Raw genomic sequence first — 16,947 nt, 5'->3', positions numbered from 1 at the left:
GCTCACCCCACCGGGCTGGTCAGGTCGTACAGCGTGACCCCGTCGACCTCGGTCGAAGAGAAGTTGGCCTCGACCCAGGCCGCGATCTCGCTCGAGGACGAGCTGCCGCCGTTCGACTGCCCGACGGTACCGCCGACGAACCAGTGGATCTGCCCGTCGGTGACGTACTGCTCGAACTGCGCAAGAGTCGGAGACGGGTCGCTGCCGTTGAATCCACCGACCGCCATGACCGGGTCGCCGGTCGCGAGCTGGTAGCCCGCGGCGCCGTTCGATCCGACCGCCGCGGCGACCCAGGTGTACCGGTCGGCGTCCGCCCCCACCATGGCGGCGAGCTCGTCGCTGACCGAGCCCGAGCCGAGCAACGAGCCGGCTCCGCCCCCGCCACCGGGGCGTCCCGTCGAGGCCGCACCCGCGCCTCCTGCGGTTCCCGTCCCCGCGCCGCTGCCGTTGCCCGCGGCCCCGCCGGTGCCGCCCGGCAGCTGCGGGAGCGTGCCGCCACCAGTGCCACCGGGCCCGCCACCGGCCGCCCCAGGTGTACCGCCGAACCCACCGGTCCCACCGGCACCGCCGCCGCCGCCGCCGCCGCCGCCGAAGCCACCCATGCCGCCCGCGCCACTCGACACGGTCGGCCCGGCCGTGACGATCGAGCCGCTGTGGGCCGTCGACACGGTTTCGATCGAGTAGGCCGCCGGAGCCAACAACCCGCCCGTGACCAGCACGGCGAGCGTGGCCGCCGTCAGCGCGCGTCCCCGTCGCGGCAGCACCACGAGCACGGCGCCCGTCACGGCGAACGCGACCACGACGTACCGAAGCCACGGTTGCCAGGACTCCGCCCGACCGAGAAGGACCCAGGCCCAGACGCCCGTGAGCAGGGCCGACGCCGCCAGGACGATCCGCACCCACAGCCGGGCCCGGCGCCGCCACAGCACGTCGGCCGCGGTCCCGAGGGTGACCGCGATCGCCGGGGCGAGCGCCACCGTGTAGTAAGCGTGGAAGATCCCCGACATGAAGCTGAAGACGAGGGCGGTCAGCACCGTCCAGCCACCGAACAGCAGCAGGGTCGCTCGACGGGCCGAGGTCCGGTGTCGCCAGCCGAACAGCACGAGCGCCGAGACACCGATGACGAGGGTGGCGGGAAGCAGCCAGGTGATCTGTCCGCCGAATTCGCCCGTGAAGAGCCGGGTGATGCCGGTCTCGCCCCACATGCCCGTCGTGGCCGCACCGGTGCCGCCACCGCCGCCCGTCACGCTGCCGGTCTCGTCACCCGTGAGCCGCCCGAGGCCGTTGTAACCGAAGGTCAACTCGAGGAACGAGTTCGTCTGCGAGCCGCCGACGTACGGCCGCATGCTCGACGGCACCAGTTCGACGAGGGCGACCCACCAGCCGGCCGACACCACGACCGCCCCGAGCGCCGCCAGCAGGTGCAGCACCCTCGTGCGGAGCAGGACGGGCGCCGCGACGAGGTACACCCCGGCCAGCACGGGCAGGATGACGAACGCCTGCAGTTGCTTGGTGAGGAAGCCGAAGCCGATCGCCACGCCGGCCCAGACGACCCAGCGGACGCGGCCCGTCTCGATGCCCCGCAGGGTCAGGTACGTGGCGAGGGTCAGCAACAGCACGAGCAGCGCGTCGGGGTTGTTGAATCGGAACATCAGCACGGCGACGGGGGTCAGGGCCAGCACTCCCCCGGCCACGAACGCCGCGACTGCCGAGAAGTGACGCCGCACCGTCGCCCAGACGAGGCCGACCGTCGCGACGCCCATGAGGGCCTCGGGCAGCAGGATGCTGAACGAGGACAGCCCCAACAGCCGGACCGACAGCGCCATGACCCACAGGCTCGCGGGCGGCTTGTCGACCGTGATCGAGTTCGCGGCGTCGGACGAGCCGTAGAGGAACGCCTCCCAGTTCTGAGAACCTGCCTGCACCGCGGCCGAGTAGAACGAGTTCGCCCAGCCGTTCGCCGAGAGGTTCACCAGGTAGAACACCCCCGTGGCGACCAGCAGGGCGAGGAACGCCGGCCGCTCCCACCGTGCCGCGTCCTCGCGCCCGCGTACCAGACGGTGACCGAGCGCACGGAGGCGCTGGCCGGCCGAGACGGACGGCGAGTGTCGGTCGGTCAGCGCCGCCGGCGTCGTGCCCGCGCTCATCGCCGGGCAGCCGCGACGTCGTCGTCGCCGGACACGGCGGCGAAGCGGGTGGTGAGGTCGGACACGGGGTCGGGGGCGGGACCTCGCCCGTCCGCGGAAACCCGATCGTCCGCCAGCCCCGGCGTCACGTGCGTCGCTTGTGAGCGGAAGACCCAGACGCGCAGCAGGACGAAGCGCAGCACGGTCGCGACGAGGTTCGCCACGGTCAGGACCAGCAGCTCCGCGTGTGCTCCGGCCGCGGTAGCCGCCGCGTGCAGCGCGACGAGCGACCCCGACGTCAGCACCCAGGCGAGCACGAAGACCATCAACCCCTGCAGCTGGTGTCGAGCCACGCCCGATGCTCCGCGCACCCCGAACGTGAAGCGCCGGTTGGCGGCCGTGTTGAGCACGGCCGTGACGAGCAATGACGCGGAGTTCGCCGCCTGGGCCGACATCACCTGCTGAGCGACGAGGTAGAGCAACGCGTACGCCGCGGTCGAGGCGACCCCGACCACGCCGAACCGCACGACCTGCGAGAAGAACGTCGGAGGCGCAGGCGGCTCGAACGGACGCCTCCCGATCGCGTCGTACACCGCCTGGACCGGGATGGTGCCCCGGGCGATGCCCGTGCCCACCCGCAGCATCCCCTTGAGGTCGGCGGCGGCCGTCGAGACGATGTCGACCGAGCTGTCGGGGTCGTCGACCCAGTCGACCGGCACCTCGTGGATGCGCAGGCCGGAACGTTCGGCCAGGATCAGCAGCTCGGTGTCGAAGAACCAGCCGGTGTCCTCGACGAGGGGCAGCAGTCGCTCGGCGGCCTCGCGCCGGATCGCCTTGAAGCCGCACTGGGCGTCGCTGAAGCCGACGCCCATCGTGCGGCGCAGCAGGAAGTTGTAGCTGCGCGAGACGAACTCGCGCGTGCCGCCGCGGACCACCCGCGACGAGCGACTGAGCCGGGTGCCGATGGCGAGGTCGGAGTGGCCGGAGAGCAGCGGCGCCACGAGCGGGCCGAGTGCCGAGAGGTCGGTGGAGAGGTCCTCGTCGAGGTACACCAGGACCTCGGCGGGTGAAGCCGCCCAGACCTGCTTGAGGGCACGGCCGCGGCCCTTCTCGTCGAGGTGGACGGCGGTCACGCCCTCCAGGCGTCGCGCGAGGCGGTCGGCGAGCGCTGCGGTGCCGTCGGTGCTGGCGTTGTCGGCCACGGTGATGCGCCAGGTATCGGCGACGTGGCGGGTCAGGTGGTCGTGAAGGCTCGTGATGCTGGCCTCGAGGGTGGCCGCCTCGTCGAAGACGGGTACCACGATGTCGAGACGCAAGATGTCGGTGTCAGGCATGCGACCACGATCGATCGCCCGCCCATCAGCGGCCTCGCATCTGCCGATGGCAAAGCCGCAGAGGTCCTATGAGCTCTCCATGACGGGGGTGCCACGATCAGACCGCGAGCGCGAGGGCCCCGAGCAGGCGATCGAGCGTCGGCACTCCCGGCGAGCGGAAGACGACCTCGCCGTCGTCCCTCGTGACGACGATGGTCGGTGTGCTGCGGACGTCCCGTCGTTCGGCCGCCTCCGGTCGAGTGGCGACGTCGGATTCGTCGACCACGAGGGAGGGGACGAGCGCCCTGGCCTCGGCCACGACCGCCCGAGCCGCGTGGCAGGGACCGCAGAAGGCGGACGTGTACAGCTCGAGCATCATGTCGTGCACAACGAGGAGGCGCGGGGGAAACTTCCCCCGCGCCTCCTGCGGTCTCGTGCGTCGTCGCGGCCGGGGCCGCTGGCGTCAGTTGTCGCGGTCGTCGTTGCGGTCTTCGGGGTCGTCGACCGGGTCGCTGTCCTTCGCGTCGAGCGAATAGTGCACCTGCAGCTGCTCACCGACCATCTTCGCCTCGGTGGCGGTGTAGACGATGCCGGTCTCCATGCCGTCGATCAGCACGAAGTCGGTGATTTGCTCGTCGTACGATCCGTCGGTGCTGATGCGGGTGTCGGTGGAGCCGTCGCTCGGACCGCCGTCGAAGAAGACGACGTACTCGGAACCCTCGGCCACGGTGGGCTTGCTGTCTGTCATGTCCACAGGTCTACCAGGAGGCGCGGAGTCAGTGCCCAGCTTCCCGTGGCGGAGATGAATAGCCGGGCTATATAGCTTGGCTATATACTTGACCGATGATCTCCCAGCCGACAGACATCCTGGAATCCCTCCTGACGTCGACCCATCGCCTGACGCGCATCGCCGCGCAGGAGACCGGCCGCACCACATCACCCGCCGTCTGGCGCACGCTCTCGATCCTGACCACCGACGGTGACCTTCGCGTCGGCGACCTCGCCCGAGCCAGCCGTGTCTCGCAGCCCACCATGACGAAGCTCGTCCGTGGTCTCGCCGAGGACGAGCTGGTCAAGCGCATCGCCGACACGGACGACTCCCGGGCCTGGCTCATCTCCATCACCGGCCGAGGAACGGCCGCCCTCACCGAGTGGCGGGGCCGGCTCGCGGACTCGTTGGGCGGGCTGTTCGCCGACCTCGACGACGACGAGTGGACCGTGCTCGAGCACGCCTCCCGCCTGCTGGCGTCCCGCGTCGGCACCCGCTCCGACCTCCGCGCCGACGCCGAGGCGGTGTCGGCATGATCGCCGCCGGAAGCACCGCGCACGAACCGAAGCCGAGCATCCTCCGGCAACCGACCGCCGTGTGGGCCATCGCCTTCGCCTGCGTGGTCGCGTTCATGGGCATCGGGCTCGTCGACCCGATCCTTCCCGCCATCGCCGACTCCCTCGAAGCCAGCCCGACCCAGACCGAGTTGCTCTTCACCAGTTACCTCGCCGTCACCGGCGTCGCGATGTTCTTCACCAGTTGGGTGTCGAGCCGACTCGGCGCGAAACGGACCCTGCTGATCGGGCTCGCCCTGATCGTCCTCTTCGCCCTGCTCGCGGCCACGAGCGGTGACGTCTGGTCGATCATCGGGTTCCGTGCGGGGTGGGGGCTCGGCAACGCCCTGTTCATCTCGACGGCTCTCGCGACCATCGTGGGCGCGGCAGCCGGCGGCACGGCCTCCGCGATCATTCTTTATGAAGCAGCCCTCGGCCTCGGCATCGCCATCGGGCCATTGATCGGCGGCCTGCTCGGCTCGGTCAGCTGGCGGGGCCCCTTCTTCGGCGTCACCACGTTGATGGCGATCGCCTTCATCGCGATCGTGCTCTTCCTCAAGGGCGACACGATCGAGAAGCCCACGCCGACCAGGGTCTCGGCGCCGTTCCGTGCCCTGGGCCGCCCGGCGCTCGGCGCCCTCGCCGCGACCGCGCTCTTCTACAACATCGGTTTCTTCGTCCTGCTCGCCTACACGCCGTACCCGCTCGGTTTCGGTGCGCTCGGCATCGGGTTCACCTTCTTCGGCTGGGGCGTCGGCCTGGCCATCACATCCGTGTGGGTCGCTCCGCTGCTCACCGCACGCCTCCGCCGGACCACCGTGCTGCGCATCGCCCTGCCCCTGCTGGCACTCGACCTGGTGGCTGCGGCCGTCGTCGTCGGGACACCGGCCGCCCTCGTGGTCTGCGTCGTGGTCGGCGGCCTCGTGCTCGGCGTCCTCAACACGGTCCTCACCGAGTCCGTCATGGAGGCCACCGACCTGCCCCGCTCGGTCGCGTCCAGCGCGTACTCGGGCGTGCGCTTCCTCGGCGGCGCCGTGGCCCCGCCCGTCGCGACCCTGCTCGCCGACACCATCGCACCGAGCGCCGCCTACGTCTTCGCGGCCGCCAGCGTCGCCGTGGCGTTCGTCGTCGTGGTCGCCGCCCGGAAGGCTCTGCGCCGGGTGGACGACGGCCCCGAACCGGCTCGTGTCGAGGCCGAAGCCATCGGGGCCGGCGAGGCCCTGTAGGCCCGGCCATCTTCCGCGACCGCACCCGCGCCTCCTGATCTCGACACAGGTCTCGGTTCAGGAGGCGCGGTGCCGGAAGAGCACCGGGCTAGACTCGCGGAATGGCTACGAGCAACGACCGACTGGTCTGGATCGACTGCGAGATGACCGGGCTCGACCTCACGGTAGACGAACTCGTCGAGGTCGCCGTGGTCGTGACCGACTTCGACCTGACCCCGGTGCACCCGGGCTTCACCATCGTGATCAAGCCCGACCAGTCGGCGCTCGACAACATGGGCGAGTTCGTCACCGAGATGCACCGGTCGTCGGGGCTCATCGACGAGATCCCGAACGGCGTCAGCCTCGCCGAGGCCGAGTTCGAGGTGCTCGAGTACATCCTCAAGTACGTGCCGGCCGAACAGCACGCCCCCTTGGCCGGCAACACCATCGGCACCGACCGGGCCTTCCTCGCCAAGTACATGCCCCGTGTCGACGGCCACCTGCACTACCGCAGCGTCGACGTCTCGTCGATCAAAGAACTCGCCCGTCGCTGGTTCCCCCGCGTGTACTTCAACGCCCCCCAGAAGCACGGCGGCCACCGCGCCCTCGCCGACATCCTCGAATCCATTCGCGAACTCGAGTACTACCGTCGCGCCGGCTTCGTCGCCGACCCTGGCCCCACCACCGAAGACGTCCAGGCGATCTCGAAGGCCGTCGTGGACGAATGGGCTCCCCGGCTGTAGTAGAGTCTTCTCGTTGCGATCGCCTCGGCAGTCGCGCATGGTGGGTATAGCTCAGCTGGTAGAGCGCCTGGTTGTGGTCTAGGAGGCCGCGGGTTCAAGCCCCGTTACTCACCCAAATGAGATCCCCTGCCCTCCGATGGGCAGGGGATTTTTGGGTTCCGGCATCCTCTGGTCCGAGATGCGCGAGCGCATCCCGGACGTCGCGGTTCCCGACTTCGCTGCGCTCGTCACGAAGGGGTCCCTGCCCTCCGATGGGCAGGGGATTTTTGGGTTCCGGCATCTTCTGGTCCGAGATGCGCGAGCGCGCCCAGGAGTGGCTCGCCTCGGCGTGCGAGAGTTGACGGGTGGACGACTCCCCCGAGAACGGTGACGACGAGCAGGACGCCGACGGCGGGCCGACGGGCATCGACCCCTCCGAGGTGGACCCCGAGGCGTTCGACGCCATGGTGGTCGCCCAACTCGACCTGCTGCCCGACGACATGGTCGACGGTCTCGACAACGTCGTGTTCGTGACCGAGGACCGCCCCGAGGACGGCACGCTGGCCTTGCTCGGCCTCTACGACGGCGTCGCCCTCACCGAACGAGGCCAGTACGGCTTCGGCGAGCTGCCCGACCGCATCATCCTCTACCGCGAGCCGCACCTCGCCGCTGTGGAGGACCTCGACCAACTCGCCGACGAGATCCACATCACCCTCGTCCACGAGATCGCCCACTTCTACGGTCTCGACGACGATCAACTTCACGAACTCGGCTGGGCCTGACGAAGGCCGCGGTCACCCGATGATCTGGTAGGTGAAACGGTAGGCGTCGGCCGGGAGGCCCTCCGGCAGCTGGCCGACCATCTCGATGTCGAACGCGTCGGGACGCGAGACGACGAAGTACTCGGCTGACGCCGCCGCGTTCGACGCCGGGCAGATCGAGACCACCGGAGCCGTCTCGAACGGCGTCGAGTAGCGGACCCTCACCTGGGTGCCTCGACGACGCGCACGTCCCGAACCGAAGGCGACCGTCCCCCGCAGGTCGGAACCTGACAGGGTCGGAGACGGTGCGCCGTCGCCGTTCCGCCCCATGGCCGACGCCACGGGGGACGGGCCGCCGCGGGCACCCAGCAAGCGCCGGCCCACGGCCATGTCGCCTCCCCAGGACCAGAGCGGCCGGGCCTCGACCTCGCGACGGTCGACGATCTCGACGGCCGATCCGGTCGTGGCGATCCGCGTCGTCGGGTCGACGGCGAACCGCGAGCCGTATCCCTCGGCCAACTCGACCCCCGACGTCGTGAACCGACCAAGGCGGGTGCCCACGAGAGCGAAGTCATCACCCTTGGTCAGCCGCACGAGCACGCTCGACGCCCCGACCCGGGCGGGGTCGGCTCCGAGCAGGGCACCACCGAGCAGTCTGATGCCGCCGTCGATGTCGACGCCGCGGCGTCGCTTCTCGTCGTGCTCGATCAGCGGACCCGGCCCCCCGTAGATCGTCGGGGCGACGAACTCGACCTGCCGGACGTTGCCGATGCGCACGGTCGCGTCGGTGCCCGAGCCCGCCCGCTGCAGCGTCTCGATGTGCGGGGCGATCAACCGGACGAACTCGACGAAGTACTCGGCACCGGCACCCCACGCCAGCTCGAGGGCGACGTTCGCGCTGCCCTCGATGTGCAGGTTCACACAGGTGAACGTGTTCGTGTTGGAGCCGCCCGAGGCCGGCGACCGGACGACGACCGCGGCCTCGTCGACCGACCCGCAGTCGTTGACGAAGAGATCCGACCAGAGATTGTTGTTGACCCGCTCGACGAGGAGGGCCGTCCCGGCCACACCGGCCAACTGCACCCGCTCGAATCGTGACTCGAACCCGTTGACGACCTGCACGAGGGGCGCCGAGGACCCGTTGCCCTGCAGGGTCAACCCCTCGAGCGTGACCCCGTTGCCGTCGACCACGATCATGGGCTTCGTCGACCGCGGCAGGTGCCGGAGGTTCACGCCCCCGTCCGTCGACGCCCCGTACCGACTGATGTCCGCCCCCAGGCCCTCGATCGCGACCAGAAGAGGCACCGTGATCGAGTCGACGACGTACGTGCCGGCCGGCACCAGCACCCGGCCGCGAACCGCGCCGGCCGCCTCGACGGCACTCACGAACGCGGCGGTGTCGTCGGTCACCCCGTCGGCGACCGCCCCGTGGTCACGCACGTCGACCCCCACCCGCGGAGAGGGCGGCACCGACGCGCCAGGTGCCTGACCCTCCGGACCGGTAGCGGGCGCTTCGACGGCGTGAGCCCGATGGCCGCCGGGCGTGACCGCCGCAGCGCCGGCAGCCGCGATGCCCGCCGCTCCGACGAGGAGGAATCCGCGCCGGGACCCGGCCGACGATCCGGACGTTCGTTCACCCATTAACCCAGGGTACACGTACCTGGGTAATATATGCCCGGTACAATGTCGTCGGAAGATCGGAAGCACATCATCGTCACGACCATCAGTCCCCCACGTCGCACCGAGGCCGTGAGCGGCGCCGGCGCTGCGGCCCGTGCGCCGGGCCCACCCCGCAGCCTTCGACTGGACGTCCAGGCCCTCCGGGCCCTCGCCGTGACGATGGTCGTGGTCGAGCACGTCACCGGCCGACCGGCCGGCGGTTTCGTCGGGGTCGACGTCTTCTTCGTGGTGTCCGGGTTCCTGATCACCGGGTTGCTGCTGCGCGAGGCCGAGGGGCACGGTCGGGTCTCGATCCTCGACTTCTGGCGACGGCGCATCCGGCGCATCGTTCCGGCGAGCGTCGTGGTCCTCCTGGTGGGGACTGTCGTCACCTGGCTCGCCATCGGTCGGGCCCGAGGGGCTTCGGCCGCCGTGGACGCCCTGTGGTCCGTCGCGTCCCTGGCCAACTGGCACTTCGCGGCCGTCGGAACCGACTACTTCGCGGCCCAGGGCCCCGAGTCGCCCTTCCAGCACTACTGGTCGTTGGCCGTCGAAGAGCAGTTCTACCTCGTCTGGCCCCTCGTGGTCGTCGCGGCCGTCGCTGTCGCCGCCCGGCGGGGGCGCCCCGTCCCGCGGGTGACGATGGGCGTTCTCCTCGCGATCGTCGCGGCGGCGTCGTTCGCCGTGGCCTGGCGGCAGTCCACGGCGATGCCGACCGTCGCCTACTTCTCGAGCATCGCCCGCGCGTGGGAGCTCGCCCTCGGGGCGCTCCTCGCGACGGCATCGCCCCTGGTCGGCCGACTCCCCGCCGCGCTCCGGCCGGTTCTGTCATGGGCCGGCCTCGGCGGCGTCGTGGCGTCGGCGTGGATCACGACGACCGCCGTGCCTTTCCCGGCTCCGGGGGCACTCCTGCCCGTGATCGCCACGCTGCTCGTCCTCGTGGCCGGCACCGGGAGCACGGGCACTCCCTGGCTCGGTCCCGTCGCCAGCCGGCCCGTGACGATCGTGGGCGACCTCTCGTACTCGATCTACCTCTGGCACTTCGTCGTGCTCGTGATCGGCACGTCCCTGCTGGGCGACAAGCCGACGAAGCTCTGGCCGGCCGTGTTCGCGATTACGCTCGCCCTGTCCGCTCTGAGCTACCACCTCATCGAGCGGCCGTTCATCGCGTCGCCCCTCCTCGAACGGGGATCGGCCAGGCACGCCTGGCGGCGATGGCGACGAGAGCACCGGCGGACCTATCGACGAGGCGGGGTGGCGCTGCTCGCGGTGGCCGCTCTCACGGCCACCGGCCTCGCCGCGGACGCCGTGCAGCCCACGGCGGTTCCTCCCGTCCCGCCCCCTGCGGCGGCCGACGGACGCCCCGGCGACGGGTCGGAGGGCGACGGGAACGACGCCGGTGGGTCGGACGGCACCGACGGTCCCGACGTCCCGGCGCTCGACGAGTGGTCCACCGAGGTGGCCCGCGCCCTCTCCGCCACGTCGTGGCCCGACCTCGACCCCGACATCGAATCCGTCCTCGACGGGACGAGCGGCGGCAGTCCGCGTCTCGCCTGCGGGGACGCCGAGGCCAAGGGGCTGACACAGGACGAGTGCACGTGGACCTCTCCTTCGGCGACCACGACGGTCATGCTCGTCGGCGACTCGACGGCCATGCACGAGCTCGACGCCCTCACCCCCCTGGCCGAGGCTCCCGACGGCGGCTTCACCCTCGTCAACCGGGCCAAGTTCGCCTGCCCGTTCGTCGACATCCGAGTACAGAACGACGTCGCCGGCATCATCGACAGCTGCCGGGCGCACAACGACGAGACCCTCGCGCTCATCGAGGGCACACACCCCGACGTCGTCCTCGTCACGAACTCGTACCAGGAGATGAGCGAGGACGGCTCGGGCCCCGTCACCCCCGACCGCTGGGCCGAGGGGTTCGGGGCCTACGCCCGCCGGGTGGCCGAAGCCACCGGGTCCGTCGTCCTCCTCACGCCTCCTCCGGACGACGCCGACATCGCGTCCTGCTTCCGGCGTGGGGGGAGCCCGGTCGATTGCATCTCGCGGACGTCGCCCACGTGGCTCGACCGCGCAGCGGCTGACCGCACGGTCCTCGAGGCCGTCGGAGGGACGTTCGTCGACCTGCGGAGGCTGACCTGCGTCGACGACCTCTGCCCCGCGTTCGTCGGCGACGTCCCCGTCAAGCAAGACCGCGTGCACCTCACGATGGCGTTCGCCGTCGCCGTCTCGCCCGTGCTGGGCGAGCTGCTGCGAGCGCGGGGGGTCCTCTGAGGCCGCGGTGACTAGCGGGCCTCGACGAGCACGTCGGCGAGGCCCCTCGGTGACCACCGGGCGAGGTGCCGTTCCTCTTGAGCGGCCCAGACCTCCCACCACGGCTCGAAAGCGGTGCCGTCGCGGCCGAGGGCCCGCCTGCGTCGGGTCTCCGCGTCGAGCTCGAGCCAGACACGCACGTCGGCGAGCGACGAGGAGGCGCGGGTCAACGCCCCGGCCCCCTCGACGATCAGCGACACGGCCGGGTCGAGCGCCTCCCACGACCCCGCACGACCGTGTTGCCAGTCCCACCGCCGCCATCCGGGGGCCGTGGTCGACAGCACGGACGTCTCGACGACGTGGGACGCCGCCTCGAGGCCGTGCCAGCCGGGGTAGACGTCGTCGAGGTGGACCAGACGCACCGGGCCGAGGCGAGCGACGGGCCACGCGGCGGCCACCGCACGACCGAGCGTGGTCTTGCCCGAACCCGACCGGCCGTCGATCAGCAGGACGACGCGACGCGACCCGACCCGCGCCTCCTCTGCTCGGCGCAGCAGGTCGGTCACTGCGTCGTCCACGGCCACGCGATCAGGCAAGGACGAACTCCCACGTGCCGGCCAGGACGGCCGTGGTCACCGCGGCGGCGGCGACGACGACGCCGAGGCCGACCAGCACGCCGTCGCGCAGCCCGAACGACGACGGACGGGCCCACGTGCGCGGGGTGTCGCTGCCGAAGCCCTTGGCCTCCATCGCGGTGGCCAGCTTGCTGCCGCGTCGGACCGACAGCACCAGCAGCGAGAAGGCCTGCTGCCCGAAGCGCTTCAGCGCCCCGATCGGCCCGCCCGAGTCCGCGACGCCTCGGGCACGGCGGGCCAGGGCGAGCTGCCGCCAGTCGTCCATGAACAGCCCCACCAGGCGCAACCCGGCGAGGCCGCCCAGCACGAAGCGCGCCGGCAGCCGCAGGACCTGACCGAGGCCGTCGGCGAGGTCGGTCGGATCGGTCGTGGCGAACAGCACGATGCCCGGCACCCCCACGGCGAGTATGCGCAGGCCGATCGCCCCGGCCAGGGCGAGCGACCCCTCGGTGACCGAGAGCACGCCCAGGTCGAACACCGCCGCCCCGTCGTCGCGTCCGTAGAGGGCGATGGCGACGACCGACGTCGGGGCGGCGATCCAGAGCGGTGCCGTGCGCGCCAGCAGCTGCCGCGGCGAGAGCCCTGCGAACGGCAGCAGCAACGCCTCGAGCACCAGCGCTGTGCCGGCCGACACCCAGTCGATGGAGAGCAGCAGGGCCACGGCGAGCACGACGGCGGCGAGCAGTTTCGCGACCGGGTTGACGCGACCGACCGCGCCGGTCGCCTCGATCGGGGTCAGGACGCTCATCGGCGCGCCACGGCAGGGTCGGAGTGGCGGGCGTGGGCGCTGAGGTCGAGCACGTCGTCGGCGAGGGCCGACACGAACTCGGCGTCGTGGGTCACGGCGACGACCGCCCGCCCCTCGTCGAGCAGGTCGGCCAGCAGGGCGACGAGCTCGCGCCAGGTGCGGGCGTCCTGCCCGAAGGTCGGCTCGTCGAGGACGAGCAGCGACGGGCGTGACGCGAGCACCGTCGCGACCGAGAGTCGGCGCTTCTCGCCTCCCGAGAGCGTGAACGGGTTCGCCCCGACGAGGTGGTCGAGCCGCAACCGGTCGAGGAGGTGGTCGACGCGTGATGCGACCTCCGTCGGCGGCGCGCCCAGCGCCTCCGGACCCACCGCGAGTTCGCGGCGGACGGTCGCCGTCAAGAACTGGTGTTCGGGATCCTGGAACACCGTGCCGACGCGCGTGAGCAGCTGGCGGGGCTTCCAGCGGATCGGCGAGGAGCCCGCACCGGCGGCGAACGCCGGTCTGGCCTCGAGTGATCCCCCGACGGGCGCGAGCAGTCCCGCGACGGTGAGGGCGAGTGTCGATTTGCCCGAACCGTTCGTGCCCGTGACGGCGAGCGCGCGCCCTCCGGTGACGGCGAGGTCGATGCCGGCGGCGACCGTGCGACCCCCGGGCCCCTTGGGCCCCACCTCGAGGCCCGACGCCGTGAGCAATAGGTCACCGGCCGCGCGCGACCGGACGGGCGCAGGAGGCGCGGCGCCGGGAACCCACACCCCCGCGTCGACGAGGCGGTCGCGTTCGGCCCGCAGCACGTCCTCGGGTCGTCCGTCGGCCAGGACTCCCCCGCCCGCGTCGAGCACGACGACCCGGTCGACGACGGGCAGCCAGACCGAGATCCGGTGCTCGACGACGACGAGCGTCGCCCCGGTGTCGGCGACGACCCGGGCCACGGCGTCGCGTACCTCGACGACGCCCGCGGGGTCGAGGTTGGCCGTCGGCTCGTCGAGCAGCACCAGCCCCGGCCGCATGGCGAGGGCCCCGGCGAGCGCCAGCCGCTGCTTCTGGCCACCGCTCAGCTCGGAGGTCGGGTGGCTCAGCGGCAGGTCGAGACCTACGGCCTCGAGAGCGTGCCCGACACGGCGCCAGATCTCGTCGCGCGGCACGCCGAGGTTCTCGCAGCCGAACGCGACGTCGTCGCCCACGCGGGCGAGGACGACCTGCGAGTCGGGGTCCTGCAGCACGAGGCCGACCCGGCCGCGCTGGTCGGCGGGTACGCGACCATCGACCAGCAGGTCGCCGGCCTCGTCCCCCTCGTCGTCGCCGCCGAGCACGCCCGCGAGACCGGCGAGGAGGGTCGATTTCCCGGCCCCGGACGCGCCGAGCAGCAGCACGCGCTCGCCGGGGGCGACGTCGAGGTCGAGCTGGGAGACGGCGGGCAGACGGCGGCCGGCGTGCCGCCATCCCCAGCCGCGAGCGGTCACCCGGGCACCACCCACGGCGCCGGCCTCACCGGCCCCGTCGCGAGGTCGCCTGATCGCGTGGGACACGAGGAGGCGCGCCTAGATCCGGGCGTCCGCCGAGCGCCCCGAGGCGAACCGGGAGAGCGCCCCGGTGCGGGCGAGGCCGCGGGCGGCGAGCCACGAGAGCAGACCGGCCAGGACGGTGCCCGAGACGACCGAGGTCACGATGTAGATCGTCTTGGACCCGCTCGCATAGGCGGCGGCCGAGGCGAAGCTGGTGTCCATCAGGCCGACGGCGAGGCCGGCGACGGCGCCCGCGAGCAGCACCGTGCCGATCCGCCACGACTTGTAGAGGAAGAGCGCGAGCACGATCTCGGCGCCCAGGCCCTGGACGATGCCCCAGATGAGCACGGAGAAGCCCCACTGGGTGCCGATCAGCATCGAGACGACGGCCGCGACGACCTCGGTGTAGACGGCGGCACCGGGCTTGCGGATGACGATGCCGCCGAGCACGCCGGCGAAGAGCCAGCCGCCGTTGAGGATGCCCTCGAAGCCGCCGGAGAAGCTCAGGACGCTGTCGATGGGTGTGTAGGCCAGACCCCAGGCCCAGAAGACGACGCCGGCGGCGACGCCGATGACGCTGGCGACGACGATGTCGACGACCCGCCACCGGCGGGTCGGGGTGGTACGGGCCTTCGGCGTGAAGCCGGTCGAGCTGTCGCGAGCCGCCGTGGAACGGTTTTCGGGCGTGGACGTGGACATCTGTTCTTCTCCTCCCTGCGCTGGCATGACCCAGATCAGGTTCGACGGTCGAAGCGTGGTTCGCTTCCTCTCAGCCCGGCTCACCGGACTCCCGTGTGTTGTGGAGACGATCATAGCGCCGCCCCCGGCCGGCGTCAGAGCCCGGCGGCCTTCCGGACGAGAGCGGCGACGGAGGCGCGGGTGGCGTCGTCGTCGCTGGTCACGGCGTACGAGGTGGGCCAGAGGGTGCCGTCGTCGAGCCGGGCGCCGTCCTGGAACCCGAGGGTCGAGTAGCGCGTGCCGAACTTGGCGCCCGGCTGGAAGAAGACCACGGCCTTGCCGTCCTCCTTCGCATAGGCGGGGAAGCCGTACCAGGTCTTGGGGGCGAGGTTCGGGGCGTGCTCGGCGACGACCTCGTGCACCATCTGGGCGATCGGCCGTTCGACGTCGGTCATGGCCGCGATGGCGTCCGCGGCGTCCTGCGCCTCGGCGGCCGACTTGTCGGCCAGCTTCTGACGCTTCGCCTCGGCCCGCAGCTCGGCGGCGCGCTGCTTCATGGCGGCCTTCTCTTCTGTGCTGAACCCGGCGTCGGCCATGGTCGTGCCCTTCTCGTGTGTGCGTGCGTCGACCCGGTCGGGTCGGCGTACGCCCCATCGTGCCGCGCCGCGGGTCGAACAGGAGGATCGTCGCCCCGTTTCCGCGGTCGTACGTCTCACGCCGCTGGGTCGACCATCGTCCGTCCACGGCTGTCCAGCGAACGGGCGCCACGAGAGTTCATCACCCGACGAAAGCAACGGAGGACGCCGGCCGAGGGGGCGGAGGCGACTCCGTCGTGACATCCGTCACGGGAGGAGGTGACACCTCGGCACTTCTCGAGGCCGCCGATCTCGGGTGTGATCCTGGGAGACCGTGCGGCCCCGACCCGCACCCCCGGAAAGAAGATGCCGTGCGCAAACCCCTGAAGATCACCCTGTGGACGATCGGCGCCCTCGTGGCCCTCCCCACCCTGACGCTGGTGACGACGTCGATCGTGAACGTCGTCGCCACGACGTCGGATCTCGCGGAGATCACGTCCTACGGCGAGCTCGTGTCCGTCGACGGCAAAGAGATGAACGTCGTCGTCAGCGGGTCCGGAGCGGACACGATCGTCCTGCTGCCGGGTCTCGGTACGGCGGCTCCCGGCCTCGACTTCCAGCCGCTCGTCTCCGAGCTCGACGACACCCATCGCGTCGTCGCCGTGGAGCCGTTCGGCACCGGGCTGAGCGACCAGACCGACTCCCCCCGCACGGCGGAGAACATCGCGGGCGAAGTGCACGACGCGCTGCGACAGCTGGGCATCGACCGCTACGCGCTCATGGGGCACTCGATCTCGGGCATCTACGCCCTCGCGTACAGCCACCTCTTTGCGAGCGAGGTCACGGCGTTCATCGGGATCGACAGCAGCGTCCCCGACCAGCCCGGCGCCGAGGAGCCCACGCCGACCGACGGGCTCGTCGCGCTCCGCGACCTCGGTCTGCTCCGCGTGGCGTCCGCGGTCGCCGGCGACGCCTACGCCGGACTGCCGTACGACGAGGCCACCAAAGAGCAGATGCGCCTCCTGACGACGAAGAACTCGACCGCCCCGACCCTGCTCGACGAGATGGACGCCACCGCGAGCAACTTCGCCTCGGTCAGGGGGGAGACGTTCCCGGCGGACCTGCCTGTCCTCCTCTTCGTCGCGCAGGACGAGGCGGACCCCGACGCCGGCGGCTGGCTCGAGCTGCACGAGATCCAGGCCGCGAGCGTCGACCGCGGCCAGGTCGTCGCACTCGACGGAGAGCACTACCTGCACCACACGCAGTCGAGACGGATCGCCGACGACACCGACGAATTCCTCGCCGGCTGAGGAAGATCGCCGGGATGAAGGTCACGGCGGGGTAACGAATTCGATGCGTTCCAATCCTTTTCGGTGACGGTGGCGAACCCTGTACATCCCCACCGGGACCAACAGACAAGGAGCTTCACCATGAACGCCTTCAC

General features: G+C 71.3%; 16 protein-coding genes, 1 tRNA gene and 1 riboswitch. Of the genes, 7 read left to right on the top strand and 10 right to left on the bottom strand.

Annotation, left to right across the window (positions count from 1 at the left end; genetic code table 11):
- Positions 1-2: 2 nt before the first annotated feature.
- The 4 genes from HRF36_RS12675 to HRF36_RS12660 form a co-directional block, all read right to left on the bottom strand.
- Positions 3-2,147: a glycosyltransferase family 39 protein gene (locus HRF36_RS12675; RefSeq protein WP_173210465.1), complete on the bottom strand. Its 2,145-nt coding sequence runs from the start codon at positions 2,145-2,147 to the stop codon at positions 3-5.
- Positions 2,144-3,460 (bottom strand): bifunctional glycosyltransferase family 2/GtrA family protein, encoded by a 1,317-nt coding sequence (locus HRF36_RS12670; RefSeq protein WP_173210463.1) that lies wholly within the window; start codon positions 3,458-3,460, stop codon positions 2,144-2,146. Before HRF36_RS12670 ends, HRF36_RS12675 begins: the two co-directional genes overlap by 4 nt.
- 97 nt (positions 3,461-3,557) lie before the next feature.
- Positions 3,558-3,818, bottom strand: coding sequence for a thioredoxin domain-containing protein (locus tag HRF36_RS12665; protein ID WP_173210462.1), 261 nt, complete (start codon positions 3,816-3,818; stop codon positions 3,558-3,560).
- Positions 3,819-3,902: 84 nt separating this feature from the next.
- Positions 3,903-4,187 (bottom strand): hypothetical protein, encoded by a 285-nt coding sequence (locus tag HRF36_RS12660; protein WP_043597121.1) that lies wholly within the window; start codon positions 4,185-4,187, stop codon positions 3,903-3,905.
- 95 nt (positions 4,188-4,282) lie between these two features.
- On the opposite strand from HRF36_RS12660, the gene HRF36_RS12655 reads away from it, so the two are divergent.
- The 5 genes from HRF36_RS12655 (at position 4,283) to HRF36_RS12635 (ending at position 7,471) form a co-directional block, all read left to right on the top strand.
- Positions 4,283-4,744, top strand: a complete 462-nt coding sequence (locus tag HRF36_RS12655) for a MarR family winged helix-turn-helix transcriptional regulator (protein WP_173210459.1) — start codon at positions 4,283-4,285, stop codon at positions 4,742-4,744.
- Positions 4,741-5,988, top strand: a complete 1,248-nt coding sequence (locus HRF36_RS12650; RefSeq protein WP_173210457.1) for an MFS transporter — start codon at positions 4,741-4,743, stop codon at positions 5,986-5,988. The genes HRF36_RS12655 and HRF36_RS12650 overlap by 4 nt, the downstream gene beginning before the upstream one ends.
- A gap of 101 nt (positions 5,989-6,089) precedes the next feature.
- Entirely contained in the window at positions 6,090-6,710 is a 621-nt protein-coding gene (orn, locus tag HRF36_RS12645) for an oligoribonuclease (RefSeq protein ID WP_173210455.1), read from the top strand.
- A gap of 40 nt (positions 6,711-6,750) precedes the next feature.
- Positions 6,751-6,823 (top strand) — tRNA-His (locus tag HRF36_RS12640).
- 330 nt (positions 6,824-7,153) lie between these two features.
- A complete protein-coding gene (locus HRF36_RS12635) occupies positions 7,154-7,471 on the top strand; it encodes a metallopeptidase family protein (protein WP_173210750.1) in 318 nt (105 codons plus the stop codon).
- Positions 7,472-7,483: 12 nt separating this feature from the next.
- On the opposite strand, the gene HRF36_RS15540 is transcribed toward HRF36_RS12635, so the two are convergent.
- Positions 7,484-8,890, bottom strand: coding sequence for a glycoside hydrolase family 55 protein (locus tag HRF36_RS15540; protein WP_217271287.1), 1,407 nt, complete (start codon positions 8,888-8,890; stop codon positions 7,484-7,486).
- 243 nt (positions 8,891-9,133) lie between these two features.
- Between HRF36_RS15540 and HRF36_RS12625 the strand changes: the two genes are divergently transcribed.
- Entirely contained in the window at positions 9,134-11,386 is a 2,253-nt protein-coding gene (locus HRF36_RS12625) for an acyltransferase family protein (protein ID WP_173210453.1), read from the top strand.
- An 11-nt stretch (positions 11,387-11,397) separates the two neighbouring features.
- On the opposite strand, the gene HRF36_RS12620 is transcribed toward HRF36_RS12625, so the two are convergent.
- The 5 genes from HRF36_RS12620 to HRF36_RS12600 all read right to left on the bottom strand — a co-directional run bounded on the left by HRF36_RS12620 (position 11,398) and on the right by HRF36_RS12600 (position 15,524).
- Complete coding sequence (locus HRF36_RS12620) at positions 11,398-11,949, bottom strand: ATP-binding protein (protein WP_371740159.1); 552 nt, start codon at positions 11,947-11,949, stop codon at positions 11,398-11,400.
- 4 nt (positions 11,950-11,953) lie between these two features.
- Positions 11,954-12,748: an energy-coupling factor transporter transmembrane protein EcfT gene (locus HRF36_RS12615; protein ID WP_173210451.1), complete on the bottom strand. Its 795-nt coding sequence runs from the start codon at positions 12,746-12,748 to the stop codon at positions 11,954-11,956.
- Positions 12,745-14,274: an ABC transporter ATP-binding protein gene (locus HRF36_RS12610; RefSeq protein WP_371740158.1), complete on the bottom strand. Its 1,530-nt coding sequence runs from the start codon at positions 14,272-14,274 to the stop codon at positions 12,745-12,747. Before HRF36_RS12610 ends, HRF36_RS12615 begins: the two co-directional genes overlap by 4 nt.
- Before the next feature lie 12 nt (positions 14,275-14,286).
- The gene (locus HRF36_RS12605) at positions 14,287-14,949 is read right to left on the bottom strand and encodes an ECF transporter S component (protein WP_173210449.1); all 663 of its coding nucleotides are present in this window, start codon (positions 14,947-14,949) and stop codon (positions 14,287-14,289) included.
- Positions 14,945-15,053: riboswitch (TPP riboswitch) on the bottom strand. Its footprint overlaps the gene before it by 5 nt.
- A gap of 30 nt (positions 15,054-15,083) precedes the next feature.
- Positions 15,084-15,524: a hypothetical protein gene (locus HRF36_RS12600; protein WP_173210447.1), complete on the bottom strand. Its 441-nt coding sequence runs from the start codon at positions 15,522-15,524 to the stop codon at positions 15,084-15,086.
- Between the two features lie 350 nt (positions 15,525-15,874).
- Between HRF36_RS12600 and HRF36_RS12595 the strand changes: the two genes are divergently transcribed.
- The gene (locus HRF36_RS12595; RefSeq protein ID WP_173210445.1) at positions 15,875-16,813 is read left to right on the top strand and encodes an alpha/beta fold hydrolase; all 939 of its coding nucleotides are present in this window, start codon (positions 15,875-15,877) and stop codon (positions 16,811-16,813) included.
- Positions 16,814-16,947 lie beyond the last annotated feature (134 nt).

The organism is Frigoribacterium sp. VKM Ac-2836, assembly GCF_013248995.1.
GTDB lineage: Bacteria > Actinomycetota > Actinomycetes > Actinomycetales > Microbacteriaceae > Frigoribacterium.
This window is presented reverse-complemented; position numbering and strand designations above follow the sequence as displayed.

Bases quoted from the DNA above. Each gene is read 5' to 3' on its own strand.
- HRF36_RS12675 (WP_173210465.1), bottom strand. From the start codon at position 2,147: ATGAGCGCGGGCACGACGCCGGCGGCGCTGACCGACCGACACTCGCCG.
- HRF36_RS12670 (WP_173210463.1), bottom strand. From the start codon at position 3,460: ATGCCTGACACCGACATCTTGCGTCTCGACATCGTGGTACCCGTCTTC.
- HRF36_RS12665 (WP_173210462.1), bottom strand. From the start codon at position 3,818: ATGATGCTCGAGCTGTACACGTCCGCCTTCTGCGGTCCCTGCCACGCG.
- HRF36_RS12660 (WP_043597121.1), bottom strand. From the start codon at position 4,187: ATGACAGACAGCAAGCCCACCGTGGCCGAGGGTTCCGAGTACGTCGTC.
- HRF36_RS12655 (WP_173210459.1), top strand. From the start codon at position 4,283: ATGATCTCCCAGCCGACAGACATCCTGGAATCCCTCCTGACGTCGACC.
- HRF36_RS12650 (WP_173210457.1), top strand. From the start codon at position 4,741: ATGATCGCCGCCGGAAGCACCGCGCACGAACCGAAGCCGAGCATCCTC.
- orn (WP_173210455.1), top strand. From the start codon at position 6,090: ATGGCTACGAGCAACGACCGACTGGTCTGGATCGACTGCGAGATGACC.
- HRF36_RS12635 (WP_173210750.1), top strand. From the start codon at position 7,154: ATGGTGGTCGCCCAACTCGACCTGCTGCCCGACGACATGGTCGACGGT.
- HRF36_RS12625 (WP_173210453.1), top strand. From the start codon at position 9,134: ATGTCGTCGGAAGATCGGAAGCACATCATCGTCACGACCATCAGTCCC.
- HRF36_RS12615 (WP_173210451.1), bottom strand. From the start codon at position 12,748: ATGAGCGTCCTGACCCCGATCGAGGCGACCGGCGCGGTCGGTCGCGTC.
- HRF36_RS12605 (WP_173210449.1), bottom strand. From the start codon at position 14,949: ATGTCCACGTCCACGCCCGAAAACCGTTCCACGGCGGCTCGCGACAGC.
- HRF36_RS12600 (WP_173210447.1), bottom strand. From the start codon at position 15,524: ATGGCCGACGCCGGGTTCAGCACAGAAGAGAAGGCCGCCATGAAGCAG.